17 protein-coding genes and 2 pseudogenes are annotated in these 26,585 nt (G+C 39.5%); 17 read left to right on the plus strand and 2 right to left on the minus strand.

Annotated features, from left to right (window positions below; translation table 11 throughout):
- The 11 genes from uvrA to QUF91_RS04495 all read left to right on the plus strand — a co-directional run bounded on the left by uvrA (window position 1) and on the right by QUF91_RS04495 (window position 14,169).
- Window positions 1-2,865 carry an excinuclease ABC subunit UvrA gene (uvrA, locus tag QUF91_RS04445; protein WP_289416991.1) on the plus strand — a complete coding sequence of 955 codons (2,865 nt, stop codon included), beginning with the start codon at window positions 1-3 and terminating at the stop codon, window positions 2,863-2,865.
- Between the two features lie 363 nt (window positions 2,866-3,228).
- Window positions 3,229-4,419, plus strand: a complete 1,191-nt coding sequence (locus QUF91_RS04450) for a DUF4097 family beta strand repeat-containing protein (RefSeq protein WP_285395372.1) — start codon at window positions 3,229-3,231, stop codon at window positions 4,417-4,419.
- 267 nt (window positions 4,420-4,686) lie between these two features.
- Window positions 4,687-5,373, plus strand: coding sequence for a cell division ATP-binding protein FtsE (gene ftsE / locus QUF91_RS04455; protein WP_285395371.1), 687 nt, complete (start codon window positions 4,687-4,689; stop codon window positions 5,371-5,373).
- On the plus strand, window positions 5,363-6,247 hold the full coding sequence (ftsX, locus tag QUF91_RS04460; RefSeq protein ID WP_285395370.1) for a permease-like cell division protein FtsX: 885 nt from the start codon (window positions 5,363-5,365) through the stop codon (window positions 6,245-6,247). The genes ftsE and ftsX overlap by 11 nt, the downstream gene beginning before the upstream one ends.
- A 120-nt stretch (window positions 6,248-6,367) precedes the next feature.
- On the plus strand, window positions 6,368-7,690 hold the full coding sequence (locus QUF91_RS04465) for a murein hydrolase activator EnvC family protein (protein WP_289416992.1): 1,323 nt from the start codon (window positions 6,368-6,370) through the stop codon (window positions 7,688-7,690).
- 247 nt (window positions 7,691-7,937) lie between these two features.
- Window positions 7,938-8,072, plus strand: a complete 135-nt coding sequence (locus tag QUF91_RS04470; protein ID WP_289416993.1) for a hypothetical protein — start codon at window positions 7,938-7,940, stop codon at window positions 8,070-8,072.
- A gap of 529 nt (window positions 8,073-8,601) precedes the next feature.
- A complete protein-coding gene (locus QUF91_RS04475) occupies window positions 8,602-9,234 on the plus strand; it encodes a hypothetical protein (RefSeq protein ID WP_289416994.1) in 633 nt (210 codons plus the stop codon).
- A 17-nt stretch (window positions 9,235-9,251) separates the two neighbouring features.
- Window positions 9,252-9,839 carry a peroxiredoxin family protein gene (locus QUF91_RS04480; protein WP_285395366.1) on the plus strand — a complete coding sequence of 196 codons (588 nt, stop codon included), beginning with the start codon at window positions 9,252-9,254 and terminating at the stop codon, window positions 9,837-9,839.
- Window positions 9,840-11,058: 1,219 nt separating this feature from the next.
- Window positions 11,059-12,504, plus strand: coding sequence for a S41 family peptidase (locus QUF91_RS04485; RefSeq protein ID WP_285395478.1), 1,446 nt, complete (start codon window positions 11,059-11,061; stop codon window positions 12,502-12,504).
- Between the two features lie 247 nt (window positions 12,505-12,751).
- Window positions 12,752-13,933, plus strand: coding sequence for a PDZ domain-containing protein (locus tag QUF91_RS04490; protein ID WP_289416995.1), 1,182 nt, complete (start codon window positions 12,752-12,754; stop codon window positions 13,931-13,933).
- A complete protein-coding gene (locus QUF91_RS04495; RefSeq protein ID WP_285395480.1) occupies window positions 13,933-14,169 on the plus strand; it encodes a DUF2198 family protein in 237 nt (78 codons plus the stop codon). The genes QUF91_RS04490 and QUF91_RS04495 overlap by 1 nt, the downstream gene beginning before the upstream one ends.
- A gap of 57 nt (window positions 14,170-14,226) precedes the next feature.
- Here QUF91_RS04495 and QUF91_RS04500 read toward each other — a convergent pair whose 3' ends face one another.
- Window positions 14,227-14,553, minus strand: coding sequence for an AzlD domain-containing protein (locus tag QUF91_RS04500; RefSeq protein ID WP_285395481.1), 327 nt, complete (start codon window positions 14,551-14,553; stop codon window positions 14,227-14,229).
- Window positions 14,550-15,281: an AzlC family ABC transporter permease gene (locus QUF91_RS04505; RefSeq protein ID WP_289416996.1), complete on the minus strand. Its 732-nt coding sequence runs from the start codon at window positions 15,279-15,281 to the stop codon at window positions 14,550-14,552. The genes QUF91_RS04500 and QUF91_RS04505 overlap by 4 nt, the downstream gene beginning before the upstream one ends.
- Before the next feature lie 124 nt (window positions 15,282-15,405).
- Here QUF91_RS04505 and QUF91_RS04510 point away from each other — a divergent pair, with 124 nt between their 5' ends.
- The 6 genes and pseudogenes from QUF91_RS04510 (at window position 15,406) to QUF91_RS04535 (ending at window position 26,411) form a co-directional block, all read left to right on the plus strand.
- Entirely contained in the window at window positions 15,406-15,957 is a 552-nt protein-coding gene (locus QUF91_RS04510; RefSeq protein WP_285395483.1) for a helix-turn-helix domain-containing protein, read from the plus strand.
- 11 nt (window positions 15,958-15,968) lie between these two features.
- Window positions 15,969-16,607, plus strand: a complete 639-nt coding sequence (locus QUF91_RS04515) for a TVP38/TMEM64 family protein (RefSeq protein ID WP_289416997.1) — start codon at window positions 15,969-15,971, stop codon at window positions 16,605-16,607.
- A gap of 383 nt (window positions 16,608-16,990) precedes the next feature.
- Window positions 16,991-20,500 carry a helicase-exonuclease AddAB subunit AddB gene (gene addB, locus QUF91_RS04520; protein WP_289416998.1) on the plus strand — a complete coding sequence of 1,170 codons (3,510 nt, stop codon included), beginning with the start codon at window positions 16,991-16,993 and terminating at the stop codon, window positions 20,498-20,500.
- A 1-nt stretch (window position 20,501) separates the two neighbouring features.
- A pseudogene (locus tag QUF91_RS04525) lies at window positions 20,502-21,764 on the plus strand (UvrD-helicase domain-containing protein); the annotation flags it as partial.
- Between the two features lie 855 nt (window positions 21,765-22,619).
- Window positions 22,620-25,076 (plus strand): annotated as a pseudogene (addA, locus tag QUF91_RS04530) (helicase-exonuclease AddAB subunit AddA); the annotation flags it as partial.
- Window positions 25,077-25,244: 168 nt separating this feature from the next.
- Window positions 25,245-26,411 carry a DUF418 domain-containing protein gene (locus tag QUF91_RS04535; RefSeq protein ID WP_289417000.1) on the plus strand — a complete coding sequence of 389 codons (1,167 nt, stop codon included), beginning with the start codon at window positions 25,245-25,247 and terminating at the stop codon, window positions 26,409-26,411.
- Window positions 26,412-26,585: the final 174 nt, after the last annotated feature.

Raw genomic sequence — 26,585 nt, forward strand, 5'->3', positions numbered from 1 at the left:
GTGAAAAATACTGAAATAGTCGTGCAGGGCGCGCGAGCACATAATTTAAAAAATATTAATGTCACAATTCCACGTGATCAACTAGTAGTGTTAACAGGTTTATCGGGCTCAGGGAAATCATCATTAGCGTTTGATACGATTTATGCTGAGGGACAACGTCGTTATGTAGAATCACTTTCAGCCTATGCCCGACAATTCCTTGGTCAAATGGACAAACCAGACGTCGATGCGATAGAGGGGTTATCTCCTGCTATTTCCATCGATCAAAAAACGACGAGCCGTAACCCACGTTCTACAGTTGGTACAGTAACGGAAATCTATGATTATTTACGTTTGCTATATGCGCGCATCGGTAAGCCTATTTGTCCGAATCATGGTATTGAAATTACTTCCCAGACGATTGAGCAAATGGTCGATCGTTTATTATCTTACCCAGAAAGAACGAAAATGCAGTTGCTTGCTCCAATGGTCTCAGGGCGCAAGGGAACGCACGTAAAGTTACTGGAGGATTTAAAAAAGCAAGGCTTTGTTCGAGTGCGGATCGATGGGGAACTACGTGATTTAGATGATGCGATTGATCTTGATAAAAACAAAAAGCATTCGATTGAAGTAGTCATTGATCGTGTTGTGATGAAGGAAGGTGTAGCGGCACGTCTTAGCGACTCCTTAGAGACAGCATTGCGTTTAGCTGATGGGCGTGTACTTGTCGATGTGATGGAACATGAGGAATTATTATTTAGTGAGCATCATGCCTGTCCATTATGTGGATTTTCTATTGGTGAGCTAGAGCCTCGTATGTTTTCATTTAACAGTCCATTCGGAGCTTGCCCAAGCTGTGATGGTTTAGGTTCAACACAAGAGGTAGATCTTGATTTGGTAGTACCGGATTGGGACCGTTCTTTATTAGAGCATGCTTTAGCACCGTGGGAACCAACTAGCTCACAATATTATCCACAGTTATTAAAGGCTGTTTGTGATCATTATGATATTCCGATGGATGTACCTGTAAAGGATCTTCCGAAAGAAAAGATGGATAAAATTTTATATGGTTCTGGTAAAGATAAAATCCACTTCCATTATGAAAATGAGTTTGGCAATGTGCGAGATCAAATGATTGAATTTGAAGGTGTTGTGCGTAATGTGGAGCGTCGTTTTAAGGAGACCACTTCTGATTACGTGCGCGAACAAATGGAAAAATATATGGCGCAGCAAGCATGTCCTTCTTGTAAAGGTTATCGCTTAAAGCCTGAAACATTAGCTGTAAAACTAGCAGATAAGCATATTGGTGAAGTCACTCAGTATTCGATTCAGGAAGCTGATACATTTTTCAACGAGCTGGATTTATCAGAAAAGGATATGCAAATTGCTCGACTAGTTTTACGTGAAATTGAAGAACGACTAGGCTTCCTCGTAAACGTAGGATTAGATTATTTAACATTAAGTCGAGCAGCAGGAACACTTTCAGGGGGAGAAGCTCAACGCATTCGCCTCGCTACACAGATTGGCTCGCGTTTAACAGGTGTCCTCTATATTTTAGACGAGCCATCAATCGGCTTACATCAACGCGATAATGACCGTCTCATAAGCACACTGCAAAATATGCGCGATATAGGCAATACGCTTATTGTTGTCGAGCACGATGAAGATACGATGCTGGCGGCGGATTATCTCATTGATGTTGGTCCTGGTGCAGGTGTGCATGGTGGTCAAATTGTAGCGGCAGGAACACCACAGGAAGTAATGGAAAATGAAAAGTCTTTGACGGGGCAATATTTAAGTGGTAAGAAGTTTATTCCACTGCCAATTGAGCGACGTAAACCGAATGGACGCAAATTATCGATTAAAGGTGCTAAGGAAAATAATCTTCAAAATGTGAAAGTTGATATACCACTTGGCTTATTCGTCGCAGTAACAGGGGTTTCTGGATCAGGTAAATCAACACTTATTAATGAAATTTTATATAAATCATTGGCTCAAAAGCTTAATCGTTCAAAGGTGAAGCCAGGCCAACATAAAGAAGTAACAGGGATGGAAGAGCTCGAAAAGGTTATTGATATTGACCAATCACCAATCGGTCGTACACCTCGCTCTAATCCTGCTACTTATACAGGTGTGTTTGATGATATTCGAGATGTTTTTGCAGCAACAAATGAGGCGAAGGTACGTGGCTATAAAAAAGGTCGCTTTAGCTTCAACGTTAAGGGAGGTCGCTGTGAGGCTTGTCGTGGTGACGGTATTATAAAAATTGAAATGCATTTCCTTCCAGATGTTTACGTGCCGTGTGAAGTCTGCCATGGGAAACGCTATAACCGTGAAACACTTGAAGTAAAATATAAAGATAAGAGCATTGCGGATATTTTAGATATGACGATTGAAAACGCAGTCGTATTCTTCGAAAATATTCCGAAAATCCAGCGTAAGCTACAAACCATTGTGGATGTTGGATTAGGCTATATGAAACTAGGGCAACCTGCAACAACATTATCTGGTGGTGAGGCACAGCGTGTGAAATTAGCCTCAGAATTACACCGTCGCTCAACAGGTAAATCATTCTATATTTTAGATGAGCCGACAACAGGATTACATGCAGATGATATTGCACGTTTACTTGTTGTTTTACAGCGTCTTGTAGAAAATGGCGATTCAGTACTAGTAATCGAACATAATTTAGATGTCATCAAGACAGCAGACTACATTATCGATTTAGGGCCAGAAGGTGGCGACAAAGGTGGTACCATTGTTGCGACAGGTACACCAGAAGAAGTCGTTGAAGTAAGCGGCTCTTATACAGGGAAATATTTAAAGCCCATATTGACAAGAGATCGTATGCGTATGGAAGCTGCATTAGCAAAGGCTTCTCAATAATAGTGGGGTTTTATCCCCACTGATTATTAGTTTTCGACACCGATAAATTACTGCGCGTAAAAAAAGTTCGCAAATTTCCTAAGAGAGATTTGCGAACTTTTTTACGTGCGCCCGGCATGCGGATGTCGATAAAAAGTAAAAGTTGGGTGATAAAACGTGGAAGTTGGTCGATAAAACTCAAAAGTTGGGTGATAAAACGTAAAAATGTTCCGATAAATTCAAAAGTTAGATGACATTATGTTAAAATGCTATGAAAATAAGCCTAAAAAAAGATATATGCCCAATTTTTTCATTTTTATGGTGAAACTTTTCACAAGATGATTCGTATAAATAGTATAACGAACTGAGGGAGGCTATTTAATTATGCAAAATGAACGTCAACGAATTTTAGAACTTGTGGAAAAAGGAACAATTACAGCGCAAGAGGCGATTACATTATTAGAAGCGTTAGAGCAACCTAGCAAGTCCACTCAAAATGTTATGAATGATGTCTCAAATGAGGGCCAGCATTCCTCGACAGAAAAAGAGTCAGTGTTTAAAGAAAGTCACAAAGATGAACAAACGAAAAAAGATGAAGATTTCACTAAGTATTTCCAAGAAGAGATGCGAGATTTCCGTAAAGATTTAACGCAAATTGGTTCACTCTTTATGGATATGATGAATACAGCAGTGAAAAAAGTAAAAGAGTTTGATGTTAACTCTCCGTTTGGTGATAAAGTTGAGTTTACACATACGGAAGAAGTGGCAGCTGAACATATAGATAATATATTTGCTGAATTACCGAATGGCAATTTTTCATTAGAATCTGCCGAGGGAGATAGCTTCCAAGTTATTTGCAAGGTGAAGGCACCACTTATTAATGACAGTGAAGAAGAAACGCGTGCTCATTTCCTAGAGCAATTCGTTGTAAAGGAAGATGAAGGTTCACTACGAATTTTAAGTCAACTAAAGCTTGTTCAAGTAAATGTTAAAGTACTTGTACCAAAGGAAAAATTAGAAAAACTATCTGTACGTTTAATGAACGGTAGTGTTACTTTACAAGATACGGATTTTGAGCAATTAAAAGTAAAGACGTTAAACGGTGTGATTAAAGGCTCTAAGTTTAATTTTGGAAAGGCAGAAGTTGATTCTTCTAATGGTTCGATTGAATTAACAAATGTCCGTGGTAAAGATTTAGAAGCTGAAACATTGAATGGTCGTGTATATTTAGATGGTGCATTGGATGAAGTTGAAGCAAAATCGGTCAATGGACATGTTGTTGTCACAACTTGCTCAACCAATTCATCAAAAATCAAGGCGCAAACAGTTGCAGGAGCTGTTGAATTGTATGTGCCACGTACAATATCGTTAAGCGGTAAAATAGTTACGAATTTTGGTAAAGTAGATATTGGTATTCAAGATGCTTCCAAAATCGAATCACAGGATCAATTCTTATCAAAAGTAGTACGTTTTGATAAAGAAGTAGAGAATGCCAATCGACTATTTATCGAAGGTGAATCTAAAACAGGTGCAGTTTTAGTACGTTATACAACAACTGACGAGCAGCATATTTAAGGAACAAAGCATTCGGGCTATGTAAAACAGCATAGCTTGAATGTTTTTTTACTTTCAACAGAAATCGACGCCTCTTCATTGAAGTCGATTTCTGTTTCTTTTATGTCGAGTTTTATGTCAATTTCGTTTTTGCAATGGCAATGAAAGAACGAAATAGAAAGAACTGACACGTAATGAAATGAAACTGTAATAAAAAAAAAGAAATAGAGTGCTATAATAGTAAATGAAATACCTCTTACATAGGTAAGAGATTTAGGTGGTTTAAATATGATAGAAATGAAAAATGTGACAAAGAAGTATCCAAATGGCGTTGTTGCGACAAATGGGATTTCCGTTAACATAAAGCAAGGTGAATTTGTCTATGTTGTAGGTCCAAGTGGTGCAGGTAAATCGACGTTCATTAAATTAATGTATCGCGAGGAAAAAGCTACTTCGGGAGAAATCACTGTTAATGGCATAGATTTAGCTACATTGAAAAATAATAAGGTGCCTTTTTTACGTCGACAACTTGGCGTTGTGTTCCAGGATTTCAAACTACTCCCTCGTTTGAATGTTTATGAGAACGTAGCATTTGCACTAGAGGTAATCGAGGAGGATCCTGTGGAAATTCGTCGCCGGGTAATGGAGGTTTTGGAGCTCGTGGGGCTGAAAAATAAGGCAAGAATGTTCCCTAATGAACTTTCAGGTGGCGAACAGCAGCGTGTTTCGATTGCGCGCTCTGTTGTCAATGTTCCGAAGGTCGTTATTGCAGATGAACCTACTGGAAATCTTGATCCTGAGACATCTTGGGAGATTATGAATTTATTTGAGGAAATTAATGCACGAGGTACAACTATTGTAATGGCAACGCATAACCGTGAAATTGTGAATACAATTCGTCGTCGGGTAATTGCAATTGAAGGCGGCATGATTGTCCGTGATGAGCACGGAGGTGATTATGGCTATGAAATTTAATACTCTAAAACGTCACTTCCGAGAAAGTATAAAGTCACTTGGTCGTAATAGTTGGATGACCATTGCCTCAGTGAGTGCAGTTACAGTTACATTAATATTAGTAGGCGTATTTGCGCTAATTATGATGAATTTAAATAAAGTAGCAACTGATTTAGAGAATGATGTTGAAATTAAAATTTTAATTGATGAAACAGCTGATAAAGCTGCTGAAAAAGCGCTCATGGAAAAAATAAAGAAATTGCCAGGTGTCGAAGAGATGAGTTATTCGACAAAGGAAAATGAGTTAACTAAATTAGTAAAAGATTTTGGGGACGATTTTAAATTATTTGAGCAAAGTAATCCATTACGTAATGTTATTTATGTGAAGGCTTCAGATCCTCAACAAACGGCTAAAGTCGCAAAGAAGATTGATGAATTTGAGTTTACATATGATGTTATGTATGGTGAAGGCAAAGTAGAAAAGCTTTTCAACTTCTTAAATACTAGCCGTAACGTAGGGGTAGTGCTCATTTTAGGCTTATTATTTACAGCAATTTTCTTAATTTCTAATACGATTCGAATTACGATTATTGCACGTGGTGATGAAATAGAAATTATGAAACTTGTAGGAGCAACGAATTCATTCGTGCGTATTCCATTCTTATTAGAAGGTATGTGGCTCGGGCTTTTAGGTTCTATTATTCCGATTGCGGTTGTCGCAACCCTTTACCACAATGTATATAAAATTATTGCGCCTCGACTAAAAGGTGAGCTTATTCAAGTACTTGATTTCTCACCACTTGTGTATCAAGTAAGTGCTCTGATATTACTAATTGGTGTACTAATCGGTGTTTGGGGAAGTTTCATGTCAGTACGTAAGTTTTTAAAAATCTAGTCTTTGAGGATATGGAACGAGTAAAGAAGCTTATTAAAAGCCTCGTGAAAAGTGCCGTCTAGAATGGAAACAACCTAATAGGTGATCAACCAAAATAATAGTCGAAAAGGAGTTCACTCGGTGAAAAGTATGGCGAAAAACTCAATGAAAACACTTACAGCAGCATCTGCACTATTTCTTTTTATCCAAACTCCATCAGCATATGCAACAAATTTATCGGATTTAAAAGATGAAAAAAAACAAATCGAATCAAAGAAAGATGGCTTAAATTCATCTATCAAAAATAAATCAAATGCCATTACTGTAAATGAAGAAAAGCAACAACAAATATTAGATCAAATTCAATCATTAAACGCTGAAATTGACAAAACTAATAGTAATATTAAAAATGTAATGGCAGAAATACATTCTACAAATGAAGAAATAAAAACTTTAGAAGGTTCTATAACGGAGCTTCTGCGCAAAATTGAAGAGCGAGATTTATTGTTAGAGGATCGTGCTCGTGCCATTCAGGCGAGTGGTACTGTTACCTATTTAGACGTACTGCTTAGTTCTAATAGCTTCGTAGATTTTATCGATCGATTCTCTGCTGTTAATTCATTAATGGAAGCGGACCGTCAAATTATCCATGATCAAAAAGAGGACAAGCAAAAATTAGAGGAACAAAAGCAAGTCTTAGAAAGCAAACGCAAAAAGCTTGAAGATAAAAAAGCTGAGCTTGATCGTTTAAAAGCATCATTGGATGGGCAGAAAACTCAGAAAAACAAATTAGTTGATCAGTTAGAAAAAGAACAAGAAAAACTAAAGTCAGAGAAAGTTTTACTTGAAAAAGAATACTCTGAGGCACTTGAAATTAGTGATGAATTACAACAAAAGATTATTGATGAGCAAAAACGATTAGCTGAAATTGCCCGTCAACAAGAAGAAAAACGCAAGGCAGCCGCAGCGGCCGCAGCCAAGTCTAAGGCATCTAATTCAGGTAATAGTGGTAATAGTGGTGGTGGGTCTTCAACAGTCCAGGCTCCACAATCGAATGGTACGTGGATTACGCCAACAAATGGTCGTTTTACATCGCCTTATGGCTGGCGTAATTTTGGCGGAGGTTCAGAATTCCACTATGGAGTCGATCTTGCAAATAATACAGGTACCCCAGTTTGGGCAGCTGCTGACGGTGTGGTTTCCTATGCTGCACCACTAAGCACGTATGGTAATGCTGTCATCATTACGCATTCTATCGACGGTCAAATTTATACGACAGTGTATGCACACTTAAATTCCTTCAACGTTAGTGTTGGTACAGAAGTAACAAAAGGTCAACAAATTGCAACGATGGGCAGTACAGGACGTGTAACAGGACCACACTTACACTTTGAAGTGCACAATGGCCCTTGGCAAGGACAAGCAGTCGGTAGTGTCAATCCATTAAAATATATTCCATTGTAAAAATATTGAAAGCTATACATTAGAATTCATCTAATGTATAGCTTTTTTAGTTTTCTATAACCATGCAATTTAAGATGAAAGTAAATGCCGCGACATGCCTTTCATAAAAGCTTGCTAGTCAAGGCCCCGATGTCAACAAATCGAGGAGGCTTTACAGCAAGTCGGCAGGATGTTGTTGAAGCTTTACATAAGTGCCTGAAGAAATAAAAGAGACTGGTAGATACCAACGAATCGACGGATGGAAGATGTGAAGAGACGGAAAGAAGAGATAAAGAGACGGATGGAGGCAGCAAAGCGACGGATAGGACGATTAAATCGACAGAAAGAACCTACGAATCGATGGAAAGAAGAAGAAAAGAGACGGATGGAACTATTAAGATGACGGATATTATAACATTAAGAAAGGGATCAGTCGGCAGAACGTTTTGGGAAGGCATTTCTATAGTGGTACCTTGAAATCAGCGTTGTTTTGGTAGATAATTGTAAAAGTTAATTAGAAATTATTTTCGGGCGCATTGGTTTTCTGTAGCGAAAGCAAAGCGACAGCTACAATTACGACAAGGCGAAATTGATATAAGTTGATTGGAGTGAGGTTGGGCGACTCCTTGGGATTAGCGTTCCAGACGAGAACCTGGAGCGAGCTTTGCGAGTGAAGTGGCTCATCGGAAGCCCCAGCTGGAACGGAAATCAACCACACGTTATGGTGATGAGCCAGTCATTTTCTAGTTGTGCCACATTTTATGTTAATATTAGAGTATATATACCTTCTGGGGTATTTCAATGAATTTGCTTATAAAAAGTATATTCTTTTCAAGTTTTAGGAAGATTTTTTGAACACAGTGTGAAATGACAGTTCACATAACGATTGTATGCTATGCTGAAATTATCTTTACTTGTGGAGGATTTATCAGGTGAATAATACAGAATGGTTCTCTATTCGGACACTAACATTACCAGCAACGGCTGTCGCTCTCCTTGTGGCATTTTTCATTGTATGGCTAGTTTTACGTGTACAATTTCCGAAAAAATGGTCGGGGGTATATGGAGACGCAGTTTTTACCTTTATTCTTGTTTGGAAATTTAGCATAATTGTCACTGATTTTAAAACTGTTATTGCTCAACCGTTTGCAATCCTTTATTTCAATGGTGGAACAATGGGTGTCATTTTAGGGGTAATGGCCGCATCACTTCAGATTTGGTGGAAGCGAAAAAAATTACAGTTTGATGCAACTGGAATCGTTGCCTGTAGCTGGGTAATTATTTTAACGCAGTCAATCTATCAATGGCTTGTGGTGTTACTAAATGATAATCCAATCAATAGCGAAGTAATTACTTTAATTGTGCTAAGTACATTAACAATCCTCATACTATGGAAAATGACGGTTATCAATCGTGCACTATTTTTATATACGATTGGGCTTATAAGTGTTGCCTTTTTTCAGCCGCATGGTTTATGGCAACCAGCAGTATGGGTGAGCGTCATATTACTTATACTAGGTATAGCAATATATGACTACTCAAAGAAATTTTCGCAAAGTATTTAATTATTGGGAGGTAAGGGATGAAAAAAAATATTGGGCTGCTTATCGTCGTGCTATTAGTAGTCGCGATGATTGGTACATATGTTAAACAGCAGATTGATAAGGACCGTGAAATTGAAACAGCTTCTCTTGGGAAAGCAGTGGATGAAGAAAAGATTGGCTTAAAAAAGGGAGATATACCACCGGATTTTACTTTAACAAGCTTGGATGGAAAAGATGTAACATTAAGTGAGCTTCGTGGAAAGAAAGTCGTGTTAAATTTCTGGGCAACATGGTGTCCACCGTGTAAGGCAGAAATGCCACATATGCAAAAGTATTATGAACAACATGCTAAAGAAGATAATGTGGAAATCATAGCTGTCAATTTAACATCGCAAGAACGTGATTTTTCAGCTGACGGAAAAATTGATACGGTCATGACATTTAGAGATAGCTTCGAACTAACATTTCCTATCCTTCTTGACCAAAAAAAAGAAGTTTCTCCACAATATAATGTTATGATGATTCCTACCACTTATTTTATTGATTCAAATGGATATATTCAACGTGCTATTAGCGGGCCGATGGATGCTAATATGTTAGAAAGCTATGTAGAAGAATTAGACTAAATAAAAAATAATAAATTCAAAGAATCTGCTCGTTTTTTCATTGAAACGAAGCAGATTTTTTATGTGAAAGTTTTATATAAAATATCCTTGATTCGAGAATGAACACCTGCGCTCAGGGGGAATATCCGTGCGAGCAAGGGAAATACCCGCGATAGGCGATGGAATATCCGCGCGATAGGCGAATATCCGCGATGGGCGATAGAATACCCGCGCGAGCAAGGGAAATACCCGCGAAAGACGATAGAATACCCGCACGAGCAAGGGAAATACCCGCGAAAGGCGATAGAATACCCGCGCGAGCAAGGGAAATACCCGCGAAAGACGATAGAATACCCGCGCGAGAAGGGGAAATACCCGCGATAGGCGATGGAATACCCGCGCGATAGGCAAATATCCGCGATAGGCGATGGAATACCCGCGCGAGAAAGGTGAATACCCGCGCGAGAAGGGTAAATACCCGCGATAGGCGATGGAATACCCGCGCGAGAGGCAAATATCCACGTTAGGCGATAGAATACCCGCGCGAGCAAGGTAAACACCCGCGAAAGGCGATGGAGTACCCGCGCGAGAGGCAAATATCCACGTTAGGCGATAGAATACCCGCGCGAGCAAGGAAAATACCCGCGGAAGACGATGGAATACCCGCGCGAGAGAGGCAAATACCCGCGAAGCCCGATAGAATCCCCGCCCGAAAGGTAAATACCCGCGATAGGCGATGGAATACCCGCGCGAGCAAGGAAAATACCCGCGAAAGACGATAGAATACCCGCACGAGCAAGGTAAATACCCGCGAAAGGCGATAGAATACCCGCGCGAGCAAGGTAAATACCCGCGAAAGGCGATAGAATACCCGCGCGAGCAAGGTAAATACCCGCGAAAGACGATAGAATACCCGCGCGAGAAGCAAATACCCGCGATAGGCGATAGAATACCCGCGCGAGCAAGGTGAATACCCGCGAAAGACGATGGAATACCCGCGCGAGCAAGGGAAATACCCGCGGAAGACGATAGAATCTCCGCCCGAAAGACAAATACCCGCGAAGCCCGCTAGAACATCCGCGCACGTAAGTGAAATACCCACAATTCACAAAAACCCACTCAACACTCATAGAATACTTGCAAAACAAAAAGCATAGTATTCAACAAATTATTTTGAAGCTGAATCTTGTATGTTTGAAAAATAAAAGTCATACAGTAAAAGAGACGGAGGAGGGAAGGTTTGCGCAAAATAATGGCTGGTGTCGGCGTACTTGCTAGTAGTTTATTGCTAGGTAGTGGATTTTATTTTGATTGGTTTAATTTAGGGGATAAAGAGAAGCCAGTCGTCACAGAGGTCGAATCAATCAATGAAGCGTTGACTTTAATTGAGAAAAAATCTGTATACAGTACGAAAAAAGATGCATTGGTGGAGGGGGCACTTCGGGGTATGGCAGATGCTATTAAGGACCCTTACAGTACCTATTATTCGAAAGATGAGGCAGAACAACACCGACAAATGTTAGCTGAAGAAAGAGTGGGCATTGGGATTGAGTTGACAGAAAATAATGGGAAATTTATTGTTGTGTCTCCTGTCCGTTCGTCTCCGGCAGAAAAAGCAGGAATGCGTTCTCTCGATGAAATTGTACAAGTTGATGGTGTTCGAGTAGATGGTAAACCGATGAGTGAATTAATGCATTTAATTCAAGGCGAAAAGGGGACAAAGGTGACGATTGTTGTCTATCGTCCAAGTGAAGATAAGCATATTAAAATGACAATGGAACGAGCAGCAATTTCCAATAAAACCGTATCAAGCGAAGTTGTGAATGTAGAAAATACACCTATAGGCTATGTAGAAATCTCACTTTTTGGTGAGAAAACGGCGAATGAATGGGTTGCTGAAACGAGTAAGTTACTCCGAAAGGATATCAAAGGGTTAGTAATCGATGTGCGAGATAATCCAGGTGGTTATTTACATAGCGTCGCAGCGCTGCTGAGCACTGTATTCGAGAATGGCAAAGTGTTTGCGTATATGCAAAATGCTGAAGGTGCTATGGAACCATTAAAAACAGAATCAAAGAGCTTTGATGAAAAATATTTGCAGATAATGAATAATATACCGATTGTTGTTTTGCAAAATCAAGGCAGTGCATCGGCTAGTGAAGTACTTAGTGGTGCTTTAAAAGGTTGGGGACGTGCCTCTATTGTTGGTGTCAAGAGCTTTGGGAAGGGAACGGTGCAGGAATCTTGGTCACTATCAAATGGCGGAGAGCTTAAACTGTCCACAAATAAATGGCTGACACCAAAACGCGAATGGATTCATGGTCAAGGTATTGAGGCTAATTTAGTTATTGAACAAAATGAATTAGTTGCTTTTCAAATGCATCCATTATCAGGGAAGTTTAAAATGGGCGATATGAGTGAAGAAATTGCTTATACGCAAAATGCTTTAAAAAAGCTAGGTTATAAAATTGCCCGTTTAGATGGTTATTTTGATGACACGACGGAGGAGGCTGTTAAGCTTTATCGCGAAGATAAGAAATTGAAACAAGTAGAAGATAAGATTTATATGGATACTACTTTCTTTAACAGCTTAAATGAAACATTGAAAAAATATAAAGAGGATCGTCAAAATGATTTACAGTTCCAAATGGCAACAAGCTTTTTAATGCATAATATTGAACAATAAATAAGTTAAAGCCTCTGGTGGATGTCACGGATTCGGACAGGAGTTCTATACGCAAGCACAAAGTCGAATCCTGACACTATTATATAGAGGCATAATTGAAATTTTATTCGCAACAACATCATTTAAAATCTACGACATCCGCTGAATGAAGATAAAAAAATAAGAATACTAGATTGTACTACGCAAGAGTGTAGTCGTTTGATACAATAAATTCATAGTATTCAAGACAGAAATGGCGGGTGTTCGTATGGTTAGTGATATATTAATAGAAATTGTAACATCGATTGGCCGCTTTTTACTCAACCCATTAATTTATATTGCCATTTTATTTGCGATTTTGTTGGGTTATAGTCGTGTAAAACAGGAGCGTAAATTTTTTAATAGACGTATTGTTTGGGGTTGGACAGAGCTAATTGGGCAATGGAAATATGGTTGGTTATATGCCCTCCTCATTTCACTAGTAAGTGTTGGTTTAGGTTTAACAGTGCCTAAAGCTTTTTTAATGATTTTAATCGCTATTTCTGCGTTGGCACTTTTATTGTTCTTCATTAATGCACTTTCACCTATTTATACGATGGGGCTTGCTACGCTAGCAATATGGTTGATGTATCAATACAATTGGACATTTTCTTGGTGGGAAATCTCTTTAGAAGGTGTAAATTTATTTGATGGTCCTATTGTAACGATTACGATTTTAGCGGGTTTATGTGTGATGGCTGAGGGCATGTTAATTCGTCAAACAGCAATGAAGGTAACAACACCGCGAGTTGAAAAAACGAAGCGAGGTATGCAGGCAATTGTCTATCGTTCAAGAAATGTATGGGTACTACCAATCTTCTTTGTAATACCAGGAGATATTATTCCAGCAGATTTGCCATATTGGCCACAATTTACAATAGGAGAGAGTACCTTTGCACTTGTACTATTCCCAATCGTTATAGGTTTTTCAAAGCTTACTAGAAAAGAATTACCGGCTTTGAAATTGCCTCAAATTGGCCGATCAGTGCTTATATTAGGACAGCTTATTTTAATAGGTGGACTGGCCGGATTTATAGAACCTTTCATCGGTTTGATAACGCTGGTAATAGGTGCAGTGATTCGTATTATTATTTCAATCTTCTATGCGATGCAAGATAAAACGGATATTTATGCAGTTGCTCCGAGCTCAAAGGGTGCTATTATAGCGGCTGTGCTTCCTGATTCCCCAGCTGAAAAAATGGGCTTACTTGCAGGGGAATGTATTCGTAAAGTAAATGGCCGTTCCATTTTTACTGAAAATGAATTATATGAAGCTTTGCAATTAAATGCAGCACATTGTCGTCTAGAGGTATTAGACTGTAACAATGAAATACGGTTAACACAGCATGTTATATATAGCAATGATCATTATCGTATAGGATTATTACTAGCTGAGCCGAGGGATTTCTAATGGATGATTTCGGGAAAATGATGTTAGCGTTATTTTTGCCAGCATTGCTCGTGTTATTGTTTTCAAGAATTACGTTTAATCGTTATGTTGCACTAATATTGGCAATTGCTCTTATTGCGGCATCTGTCTACGCAGGTTACACTACCACGCCTACTTTATATGTGATTGATGCATTTTCGTTAACAGTAGGCTTTTGGTTAGCAAGTAAAATGAAGAAAAATAAAGATACCGTTTAAAATATTATAAAAGGTCAGTCCAAAGTGATAGCTTTCTCACTTTTAGGACTGACCTTTTTACATGAAAAATCGTACAACTGCCATAATAATAACCCCAGCTACAACTGTAATAGATAAGCTTTTCGTGACAAGTGCAATAATTAGTGTTGGCACAAATGTAATAAATACGGGCCAATCGAGTGTAACGATATTTCCACTTTCTGTATCTAGTAAGTTTTCAATAACAAGAGCACTTAAAATGCAGACAGGGATAAAGCTTAACCATTTCATTACAACGTCTGGTAGTTTCACACTTCGTACGAATATAAAAGGGATAATTCTTGGTAACCAAGTTACAAGTGCACAGCCAATGATAAGCCAGACCATAGAAGCGGTTGTCGTCATTTATCTGTCACCACCCCTATTGTTGCTACAATAACTGTTGCAAGTAGAACAGCTACATGCGAAGGTACGATATAAGAAAGACCATACATAATAACGATCATATAGCCGATTAACATAAGATAATGCATTATTTTACTATTACCTACACTGCTAAGTTGAAGTACAAGAAGTGCCACAAACATAGCGATCAATGCGAAATCTAAGCCCCATTTTTCAGGGTTTGCCACCCATTGCCCCAAATATGCGCCAGCTACACAAGAAAGAATCCAAAATGAGTAAGCAGTGATATTTAGCCCATCCATCCATTTGCCATATAGCTTACCAGTTTGCATTTGTTTTGTAACAGCTACACCAAATGTTTCGTCCGTTAATAATGTGCCGAAACCAACATTTCTGAGCATGGAATAGTGTGTGAAATGAGGGGCTAATGTTAAACTCATTAATAAATGGCGTAGATTTACGACGAAAATGGTTACAATAATAGCGGAAGCAGGACTATCTGTTAAAAGAAGTGCACAAAAGATAAATTGTGCGGAGCCTGCATAGACGAGTATAGTTAAAAGTGCAATTTCGAGCACCGATAATCCAGAAGCGGAACCTACAACACCAAAAGCAAGTCCTATACTAATATAACCGAGTAAAGTGGGGACACAATCTTTAACGCCTTGTAAAAAGCTATCATCTGGCGTATTTGCTGTTTCATTCCGGAATTCTGTTGTACTTGCCATAAATAGGTCATCCTTTCTTGAAAATTTCGATGTATACTAATGATGGAATAGTTTGATATTTCTTAATGTTTATTAAAGTATACATATGTCTGATAAAATAAACAATAGAAATTGGTGAATGAAAATGGAACAAATGAGTCGAAATTTAGCATTTCAATTAAAGAAGATTCGACAGCAGCGTCATTTAAGTTTAGACGATGTAGCCAAAGCTACAGGAGTAAGTAAGGCGCAACTTGCACAAATTGAAAAGGGAGAGGCGAACCCTACAGTATCGACAATTTGGAAAATCGCTGCGGGTATGCGTACTTCATTTTCTAGCTTATTACAGCCGCCTACAGCACATTTCATGAAATATAGTAGTAAGAATGCGCCACATGTAGATGAAGATGATGGAAGGTATCGTGTATATTCTATTATTCCTTATAATCCAGAACGTGGCTGGGAACTTTATAAAGTTGAAATGGAGCCCGGTGCCTCTAGTAAGAGCGAAGCCCACACAGAAGGGGTAGAAGAAACTGTGACCGTTATCCAAGGACAAGCCACCATTTCTGCTGGGGATATGCATGAATTACTAGAAGAAGGGGATACACTAGTATTCTCAGGACATCAGCCACATGAATATAAAAATACTTCGGAAACGTTAACGATTTTACATTTAATTTTGCAGTATAAATAGAGGTGTCAATTTTGAGTGAATGGTTTACTGTAGAAAACATTGAGCATATTCGGGAACAATATCAAGCACTTGGCCCAATCATTGGTTTTTTATTACCTTTTATAGAGGCATTTTTGCCGTTTTTACCTTTGGTCGTGTTCGTTGTCGTCAATGCGAGTGCATATGGTTTATGGTTTGGTTTTTTATTATCTTGGCTAGGTTCTGTAGCTGGTTCATATGCAGTATTTTTGCTTGTCCGACATTTTGGCAAGCATCCAAAGCTTCGTTTTGTTACAGGCAGTAAAAAAGTAGAGAAGCTAATAAAATGGGTAGATATGAATGGCATTAGTCCACTATTCGTGTTACTATGTTTTCCTTTTACACCCTCAGTCATTGTAAACGTTGTAGCAGGCTTATCTCATATGCACAAAAAGTTTTATTTGATTGTGTTATTGGCAGGGAAGTTCGTCATGATTTTAGGAATGAGCGTGCTTGGTTATGATATAAAATCACTACTAACAAGCCCTATAAAACTGATTACTGCGGCAGTTGCGATTGTCGTGCTTTGGTGGGGTGGTAAGCTTTTAGAGAAGCGATTAAACGCGCGTGTGGAGCAAGATCTAAAACAAGCGCGAAAATTGACAAAAAATAGAGACAAACATGCAAGTTGAATAAGCACATTTAGCCCCTTGTATCATGTAGAATGAGAACAGGGGCTTTTTTCTTTGACTACTGGTAGGTAATGCTCAGGTAATATGGAGTAGTTCTCAGGTAGAACAGCAAAGTGATCAGGTCAATGCAAAAACCGCTCGGGTAGAACAGCAAAGTGATCAGGTCAATGCAAAAACTGCTCGGGTAGAACAGCAAAGTGATCAGGTCAATGCAAAAACCGCTCGGGTAGAACAATAAAGTGATCAGGTCAATGCGATAACCGCTCAGGTAGAGTCGTGAAGTGCTCGGGTATATCAATAACCGCTCAGGTTGGGAGCAAAGCGTTGGGGATATACGACTAGCATTTTTTATTAAATAGAATGTAACAGGAGGGGAAAAGTAAATGATATTGCGTATTGTATCAGGACGTTCAGGAACAGGTAAATCAACGTTTATTCATCATGAGATTGTCGAGCAACTAAAATCAGATCCGTTGGGTCATCCAATTTTTGTGATTGTTCCTGACCAAATGTCTTACTCAACGGAGTATGAGCTAACGAATAAACATGGCTTGCAAGGCTTAATCCGTGCGCAGGTCATGACATTTAAACGATTGGCATGGCTAGTGTTACAGGAAACGGGTGGGATTGCTCGGAAAGAAGTAAATGGCTATGGCTATCGAATGCTTATCCGCAAGCTTTTAGAGGAACAAAAAAGTGAATTTTCGTTATTTCGACAAGCAGCTGGGAAACGAGGCTTTATGGAGGAAATTGAAACGCTATTACGAGAGTTTAGTCGTTATAGCTTAAATAGTTCAGTGTTAGCTGAAGTGACAACCTCGTTGAAGGCTGTTGATGCGCCTAATACATTGCAAGCTAAAACGAATGATTTACAAGTCGTTTTACAAGCTTTGGAGGCACGACTTGGTACGACATATGTCGACAGTGAGGGGTATTATCCGATTTTAACGGAGCAATTGAAACACTCTGAGACGATGAAGCAGGCGACAATTTATATAGATGGTTTTACAGCATTTACTGTAAGAGAATTAGAGCTTGTAAAAGAGTTGTTAAAGGTGACGAAACAGGTAACGGTTGTTCTTCCCTTTGACCATATCGACGAAGTTTATGATGAGCAGTCTTTATTCCATGAGGCTGCATCTACGAACCAACGTTTACACGATATTGCAAATGAAGAGGGCATTGAAGTTGATGCACCATTGCACTTCTACAATACGCATCGTTTTCAATCCGAGGATTTACACCATATAGAAGCGCGATTTGCAGATATGGTGCCTCAAACGAAAGAAGCTTCAGGTGATGTCATCGTACTGGAGGCATCCAATCGTCGTGCAGAGATACATGCCATTGCCCGGGAAATAACAAAGCTGGCAAGAGAGAACGGTTATCGTTATCAGGATATAGTACTTCTTTATAGACAAGCAGAAGTCTATGATCCACTGATTACAACAATTTTCCAACAATATGAAATTCCTATTTTTACAAACTCGAAAAAGACGATGCTACATCACCCTTTAATTGAACTTAGTCGATCTGCTTTAGAGGTTATCACTTCTAACTGGAAATATGAACCGGTTTTTCGTAGTGTCAAAACGGATTTATTTTTCCCGTTACATGCTGAGCTAAATGTTTGGCGAGAGCGTGCGGATCGTTTAGAAAACTACTGTTTAGCACAGGGTGTCTATGGTGAGCGTTGGTTTGAAGAAGCTAGGTGGTTTTTCAAAAAGTATCGTGGTCTTGAATTCCATTCACGCGTGCAAACGGATGAAGAACGTGCTATGCAGGCAGAAATCGAGGCCGTTCGCGATGAAATTCGTTTGCCGCTAAAATTGTTACAGGACAAGCTAGAAATAGCGACAACAGGCAGAGATGTAGCGACAGCTTTATTTGAGTTGATTGAAAGATTACAAGTTTATGAAAAGCTTCAAGCGATAAAAGAACGTGAGCTTGATCGAGGTGATGCATTAGCTGCGAGTGAGCATGATCAGGCATGGAAAGAATGGATTGCCGTGCTCGATCAGTTTGTACACATGTTTGGTGAACAGGAGATGTCTGTAGAAGAAGCGGCTAAAATTTTAGATGAGGGCTTTGATACATTAGAATTTTCTCGTATTCCACCTACATTAGATGAGGTCATGGTAGCGACGGTTGATTTAGCTCGTTTATCGAATATAAAAGTCGCTTTCGTCTTAGGGATGAATGACGGAGTTTATCCAACTCGTATGGATTATGAGGGTTTGCTGTCAGATACAGAACGTGAATGGTTTAGTCAAATTGGTTATGAGCTTGCGCCGACATCTAAAAATCGTTTATTGCAGGAAAATTTCTTACTATACCGTGCTTTAACGACTCCATCTGATAAATTATATATGTCCTATCCAACGGCAGATGAAGAGGGCAAGGCGCTATTGTCTTCACTCTATATTAAGAAAATTATCGGCAATGATAAAACGGCTGGGCTTTTGAGTGGGATTAAGGTTGAGCGAGTTGTGATTGATCCAATTGAATTACTTGAAGAAAGTGCTTTATCGTATATACGTCATCCACGTACAGCCTTAGCACATTTAATGGTACAAAAACGCCAAGCTGAGCACAGCCGTGAGCTTGCGCCAGAGTGGCTTGCGTTACAAAAATTTTATAAGCAGGACCCTTATTGGGCACTTATTTTTGAACGAGTGCTACATCCAATTACTCATAAAAATGAGGCAGAGCCATTAGAAAACTACATTACACAGGAATTATATGGTCAAAAGCTAACATCTAGTGTGTCTCGTATTGAGAAATATTTCCGTTGTCCATTTTCGCATTTTACAACGTATGGTCTTCGTCTAGAAGAGCGGGAAGAGTACAGACTAGAAACATTTGCAATGGGCGATTTATTCCATGAGGCATTGAAATGGATTACGGAAGAGACACACCGTCTACAGCTATCGTGGATACGTTTAACGAAGCAGCAAATTAAACAATTAGCAAGACAAGCCGTTGAGCAAATTGTTCCGGTATTTTCGCATCAAATCTTACTGTCAAGCGCACGTTATCGCTACATTCAGCGCAAGCTTATTCGTATTGTCGAGCGAACAATGACGGCACTAACACAGCATTCGAATGTTTCTCACTTTAAGCCGATTGCTATTGAAGCATCGTTTGGACCAGGGCAACATGAACAGCTACCGCCGCTAGAAATTGATTTAACAGGTGGTAAGAAAATGTTTATGCGTGGTCGTATTGATAGGGTGGATAGTGCGTCTATTGATGATCGCTCCTATTTACGGATCGTCGATTATAAATCATCAGCTCGTGATTTAGATTTGAATGAGGTCTACTACGGGTTGTCCTTACAGGTGCTAACGTACTTAGATGTGGCGATGGAAAATTCCTCTTACTGGTTGTCAGGTGAAGCGGAGCCAGCCGGGGTTCTTTATGTACATGTCCACAATCCAATGCTAAAGCTTGATAAGGACTTAAGCGACAGCGAAATTGAGGAAGACCGTTTAAAACAATACAAAATGAAAGGTCTTTTATCAGAAAATGCGGAGTCCATTTTATCGATGGACGAGCAGTTAGAGGAATCGAGTGGGCATTCGAAAATCATTCCTGTCTATATGAAAAAAGATGGGACACCGTCAGAATCTCAGTCACGTATTGTACCTGTTAATGATATGAAAAACCTACAGCATTTTGTACGGCGCAAGCATCAAGAGGCTGGTAATGGAATTTTAGCAGGGGATACCTCAATAAGTCCTTATAAACTAAAAACAAAAACAGCATGTGACTACTGTCAATTTACAGCTGTTTGTCAATTTGACCCATCTGACGGTAAGCAAAGCTATCGTCAGTTACAGCAAGCGAAGCCGAATGATATCGTTGAGAAAATTCGGGAGGAGATGAAGTAAATTGGTACAAAAAATACCTGAAAAGCCGGCGGAAGTCACATGGACAGACGACCAGTGGAAGGCGATTTATGCAAGTGGTCAGGATACGCTTGTATCGGCAGCGGCGGGCTCTGGTAAAACGGCAGTACTAATTAATCGCATGATTGAGAAGGTAGTTGCAACAGAGAATCCTATTAATGTGGATGAGTTACTTGTTGTAACCTTTACAAATGCATCTGCTGCTGAAATGCGTCATCGTATGGCAGAGGCACTTGAAAAGGCTATTGCAGAAAATCCAACCTCCAATCATTTACGACGCCAATTAAGTCTTGTTAATAAAGCACAAATTTCAACACTGCATTCCTTCTGTTTAGCCATTGTCAAACAGTACGCCTATATGCTAGATATTGACCCAGGCTTTCGTATAGCAAATGAGGCAGAGGTTGCTTTGTTAAGGGACGATATATTAGCAGATGTACTAGAAAATGCTTACGATTCCGAAGATGATACACAGGTTCAAGCAATCTATCGTTTAGTTGATAGCTTTACATCGGATCGTGATGATCAGGCTATAGAAACATTAATAAGCAAGCTTTATGATACGTCCCGTGTTCATGCAGAGCCTAAAAAATGGCTTTGTAGTCTACCAGAGACATATGACTTAGCTGCAGACGTGACAATTGATGATTTAGAGTTGTCGAAATATGTGAAATTAACGGTCAAGCATAGTCTTGATGAGGCATTCGTTTTAATTTCTGAAATGCGTGCCATTACGTTACAGCCTGAGGGACCTGCACCATATGCTGAAACTGCAGAATTGGATTTTGCCATGATTCAGGAAGGAATTCGTATTAGTCGTGAAGGAACGTGGCAGGAACTCTTTGATTATTTTGCTACTGTGAAATGGTCAACTTTAAAGCGTGTATCAAAGGATGCTTTAGTGGATGTGGATCTACAGGAGCTTGCTAAGAAAAAGCGAGAGGCAGCTAAAAAAATTGTCAACAAACTTAAAGAGACCTTTTTTGTTCGGACTCCTGCACGACTACTGGAAGAGATTCGATTAATGGGTCCGACGATCGGAACATTAGTCGAATTGACGAATATTTTTAGTGAACAGTTCCGCATGGCCAAATTAGAACGAGGAATTATTGATTTCTCAGATTTAGAACATTTCGCCTTGCAAATTTTAACTGTAGAGGTCGAAGGTGAATTACAGCCTTCACCTGTTGCTCTAGATTTGAAGCAACATTTTAAAGAAGTGCTTGTGGACGAATACCAAGATAGTGCGACACGTTGCTAATTGAAAAGATTAGCCACTAACGAATGTTAGGAGAACTAAGAATCAGAAGAGTCGAATGAAGAGGTAACGCTCAGAAAGGCTCGCCTAATACTCCGAATAGCGTAGTTTTGTGCAATGAAGACTAGGTTATAAGCTCGGTGAAGTCAGCTGAATATCACCCTAATCGAAAGAAGGAAAGCGAGATAGAGGTATCTTGTGTGATAGATAGGCTGGGGCTCTAAAAGAGATCTATGGTTAGAATTTAGGTTAAACAACAATCTAATGACGAAATTCCGAATGTACGGCTCTAGAGGTATAGCCATTCGAAAGGGTGGTCCGTAACGCGCGGGTTAGTGAGGTGGAGTAAAAATTGTCTTTATGAAACACCTTATGATGTTATAGGCATCATCCAGCTAACAGGGCTAGAGGAATGACCTAAGGATTCTGTATGAACAGATATGGTTCTTGGAACGTGGGAAGCTGACTACGTGGAGAGATTGCACTCGATGAAACGGTACGAGGGAAAACGAATCTATCGTATAACCTTGTTTGAAGTTAGTGAAAGTGATGGCACAGTACCTAGGAAGCCGCGATAATAAGCGGTGGAGGGATAGCCATTAGTTAGTTAATTGAACACTTTATGTCATGATTTTCAGGTTCGAGTATTGCCAAATATCTTCAGAAGTTAACATTAACAGCGACTGAAATCAGTAATGTAAATAAGCTAAGAGCAAAAATCGGAAATGAAATAATGAGATATAGAGCAATTAACTGATGGAACGCCGTATGAGGGGAAACTCTCACGTACGGTGTGAATGGGGGGAAAAACTGGAGATCACTTCAAAGGCTTACCTATCCATATCGAATATGCTGCAAGAAACTATATTACAGCTTGTGAAAACAGGCGGTGAGCAGGACGGAAATCTTTTCATGGTCGGGGACGTAAAACAAAGCGTGTACCGGTTTCGTTTAGCAGAACCAAAGCTTTTTATGCGAAAATATAGTGAGTTTTTAGAGACCCCAGATTTAACGGGAATGCGTATCGATTTAAACGCTAACTTCCGTAGTCGGAAAGAAGTGTTGAACGCTACAAACTATGTATTTGCACAAATTATGGGAGAGCGTGTTGGAGAAATCCTTTATGATGAAAATGCTTCATTAAAGCCGGCAGCACCGTATGATGACAAAGAAGTCCCGGTGGAGCTAGTCGTTATGCATCCTTCTGAAGAAGAAGCGCTAGATGAAGAGACAGAAGATGTTGCAAGTGAAGCCTCTGATCTAGAGGAATTAAAAAAATCACAGTATGAGGCACGTTTTATCATTGAACGTATTCGGCAGATGATGGAGGATGGAACAACTGTATTTGATACAAAAACGAAGACAGAACGTCCTTTAAAATATAGCGATATTGTAATTTTAATGCGTTCAATGACATGGTCAACAGATTTAGTGGAGGAATTTAAGCTTGCGGGAATCCCTCTTTATGCGGAGTCCTCGAAAGGCTATTTCGATGCGCTTGAGGTCAAGATTATGCTAAATGTGCTAAAGGTTGTGGATAATCCATATCAGGATATCCCTTTAGCCTCTGTGCTACGTGCTCCATTTGTTGGCTTAACAGAAAATGAGCTAGCAAAAATACGGCTAGCAGAATCAAAAGCGCCGTTTTATGATGCATTAAGGCAATTTATTCGAAGTGATGGGCATGGTGTACAGTCTGACACTTTTGCGAAGCTTCAACGCTTTATGCTAGCTTTTGAAAACTGGCGGGATTTAGCAAGACGTGGTTCATTGTCAGATTTAATTTGGAAGATTTACTTAGACACGCATTATTACGAGATGGTTGGAGCTATGCCAAATGGTAAGCAGCGTCAGGCCAACTTACGCGTTTTGCATGATCGTGCTTTAATGTATGAGAAAACAGCCTTTCGTGGACTATTTCGTTTTTTGCGTTTTATTGATCGCATGCGTACGCGTGGAGATGATTTAGGAACAGCTAAATCGATTGGAGAAAAAGATGACGTCGTGCGTCTTGTAACGATTCACTCTTCAAAAGGATTAGAGTACCCTGTTGTCTTTGTGGCAGGGATGGGACGACCATTCAATAAAATGGATTTCCACAATCCATATTTATTCGATCAAGATTTTGGCCTTGCAGTGAAGGCGATTGATCCAGAAAACCGTATTACGTATACATCCCTACCATTTTTAGCTTTGAAGGAAAAAAAGGAGCTTGAAATGCGTGCTGAGGAAATGCGTGTATTATACGTAGCGATGACACGTGCAAAGGAGCGACTTATTTTAGTAGGGTCTGTGAAAAATTGGAGTAAAACGCTTGACAATTGGCAGGATGCGCAAAGTTTACCGACGGATGCCCCGCTTCAGGAGTATTTACGCGCTAGAGCTAATAGCTACTTTGATTGGCTTGGACCTGCAGTGGCAAGACATACAGATTTTGCAGCAATATCTAGTTCCTCTTATAAAGCACCTGAAGATGTATCACATTGGTGGGTACGTGCCATTGAAACGAGCCACTATATGTATGACATACAGGCGTTAGAGGATGAGGTGCAGCAATTGCTAGAAACGCCAGAAGACGAAGCATTGCTGTCGGAAATTACGACGCGCTTTCAAGCACAGTATCCGTTTCAACAATCAACACAAAAACGCTCAAAAACATCAGTTAGTGAAATTAAGCGTTTAGAAAATCTACAGCGGCAGGAGGAGCCTGAATATTATTTTTCACAACCTTCTAAGCAAAAAGTAACAACCATTGCGCCACGGCCAACCTTTTTACAGGACAAACAGCTAACAGGCGCAGAAATAGGAACAGCTGTCCACACAGTTATGCAGCACGTACCTCAAAATGGCTTTACGAGCGTACAGGAGGTTAAGGAGTTTGTCGCCGATTTAGTGGCAAGGCAGCTATTGACGGAGGCTGAGGGAAAGGTTGTTCCATGGAAAAAAATATATAATTTCTTTACAACAGATATTGGACAGCGCTTTAAAAAAGCAAAAACCATCCGTAGAGAGATGCCATTTACGATTAGTAGGGTCGATGAAGACGGCGATGCTCAAATTGTACAAGGGATTATTGATTGTTTATTTGAGGATGAATATGGTGAATGGATTTTGCTAGATTATAAGACTGATCGCATCCAATCACATTTTGCTGAGGAGCCAGCACTCTCGAAGGAACTATTAGGACGATATGGTGTGCAGCTCAGAGTTTATAGTGAGGCGATTGAATCTATTCTTCAAATTAAAGTGAGTGATAAAGTTCTATATTTATTCGATATTGAACGGACTTTACATGCATAAGTAAACGCAATGTGTAACGGGGCTATCTTTATTAATATTAGTAAGTATTGCAAGACCTTGCAGCTTACTACGCCCTGTTTCACTAAAGCGTTATCTTTATATAGCAAAAGCGAAGCGATAGTTGCTATTACGCCAAGGTGAAGTTGATTATATAGAGGAGGTTAGTTTGTGGAGTTAAAACCGACAATGTTGCAGGAACGCATTGCAACATTAGATATTTTACGTGGTATTAGCTTACTAGGTATTTTACTCGTTAATATGTATGCTTTTTATTTGCCAATGCCATATATTGATTTGGCATCATGGTTTACAAGACCGTCAGATATAGTGTGGCAGCAAAATTTAGATATTTATGTACAAAGTAGCTTTTATCCACTGTTTGCTATGTTATTTGGCTATGGACTTGCTATGCAATGGCAGAAAGCGCAAAGCCGTGAACAAAATTTTTATACGATAGGATTGCGAAGACTTTCTGTATTATTTGTATTTGGTTTTTTACATGCTGTGCTTATATGGTGGGGCGACATTTTGATGACGTATGCATTTTGTGGCATTTTTTTATTGCTATTACTACGTCTACATCCTATTTGGTTATTGTCAATCGGTATTATGATTAACAGTGTTTGGCAAGCTTTTATGTTATTTATTGTAGGACTTGTTAATTTTAATACACCGGTTGATGAGTATTTAGATATTACTTCAGTAGAGCAAGCGATAACTGCTTATGGAACGGGGAGTTGGCTAGATGCTTTTATGCAACGGTTAACCGATTTATCTGTTCAAGCGGGGATAGGCATGTGGTTTGCGGCATTATTTACAGTTTTGCCATATATGTTAATTGGTGCTGCAGCTTCTAAATGGCGTTTAGTGGAGCGAGCGAAGGAGTTCAAATGGTTATGGCTATCGTTAGCAATAGCTGGACTGGCAATTGGTATTTTTATCAAGAGCTTACCTATCATGTTTACTCGTACGTATTTCTTAGATTACTTGAAAGTATACATAGGTGGTCCAATTTTATCAGTTGGTTATATTGGGGTTATTGTATTGCTTTGCTTACTGCCAGTTGTACCAAAGTTACTCAGTCCTTTTGCAAAAATGGGGCGCATGTCGTTAACGATGTACATACTTCAATCGATCATTGGAACATGTTTATTTTATCAATTTGGATTTGGCTGGTATGGAAAAGTGAGTGTTGCAACAGGTGTGTTAATTGCGGTGAGTATTATTGTTGTACAAATGATTGTGGCGGAAATTTGGCTAGCGAAATGGAAACAGGGCCCGTTAGAGGCGTTGTGGAGAAAATTAACATATAAGACGAACACGAAAGCAGGTTAATGTTTTTTCAGTATAAGGTATTCGACTCTCGTACGGAAAGCGAGTAATCTGCGGTGGAAATCAGTCTTCATCTTCAATGTGATGGAAACATATAGTTAATAAACACGTCCTGTATTGTAAGGACAATTTATCGCGATTTGGCTCATTGGACGCTACCAGGAAAGCGCCCAGTTG

The organism is Lysinibacillus sp. G4S2 (assembly GCF_030348505.1).
GTDB lineage: Bacteria > Bacillota > Bacilli > Bacillales_A > Planococcaceae > Lysinibacillus.

Coding starts and splice junctions, on each gene's coding strand:
- QUF91_RS04450 (WP_285395372.1), top strand. CDS start 3,229: ATGCAAAATGAACGTCAACGAATTTTAGAACTTGTGGAAAAAGGAACA.
- ftsE (WP_285395371.1), top strand. CDS start 4,687: ATGATAGAAATGAAAAATGTGACAAAGAAGTATCCAAATGGCGTTGTT.
- ftsX (WP_285395370.1), top strand. CDS start 5,363: ATGAAATTTAATACTCTAAAACGTCACTTCCGAGAAAGTATAAAGTCA.
- QUF91_RS04480 (WP_285395366.1), top strand. CDS start 9,252: ATGAAAAAAAATATTGGGCTGCTTATCGTCGTGCTATTAGTAGTCGCG.
- QUF91_RS04490 (WP_289416995.1), top strand. CDS start 12,752: ATGGTTAGTGATATATTAATAGAAATTGTAACATCGATTGGCCGCTTT.
- QUF91_RS04495 (WP_285395480.1), top strand. CDS start 13,933: ATGGATGATTTCGGGAAAATGATGTTAGCGTTATTTTTGCCAGCATTG.
- QUF91_RS04500 (WP_285395481.1), bottom strand. CDS start 14,553: ATGACGACAACCGCTTCTATGGTCTGGCTTATCATTGGCTGTGCACTT.
- QUF91_RS04505 (WP_289416996.1), bottom strand. CDS start 15,281: ATGGCAAGTACAACAGAATTCCGGAATGAAACAGCAAATACGCCAGAT.
- QUF91_RS04510 (WP_285395483.1), top strand. CDS start 15,406: ATGGAACAAATGAGTCGAAATTTAGCATTTCAATTAAAGAAGATTCGA.
- addB (WP_289416998.1), top strand. CDS start 16,991: ATGATATTGCGTATTGTATCAGGACGTTCAGGAACAGGTAAATCAACG.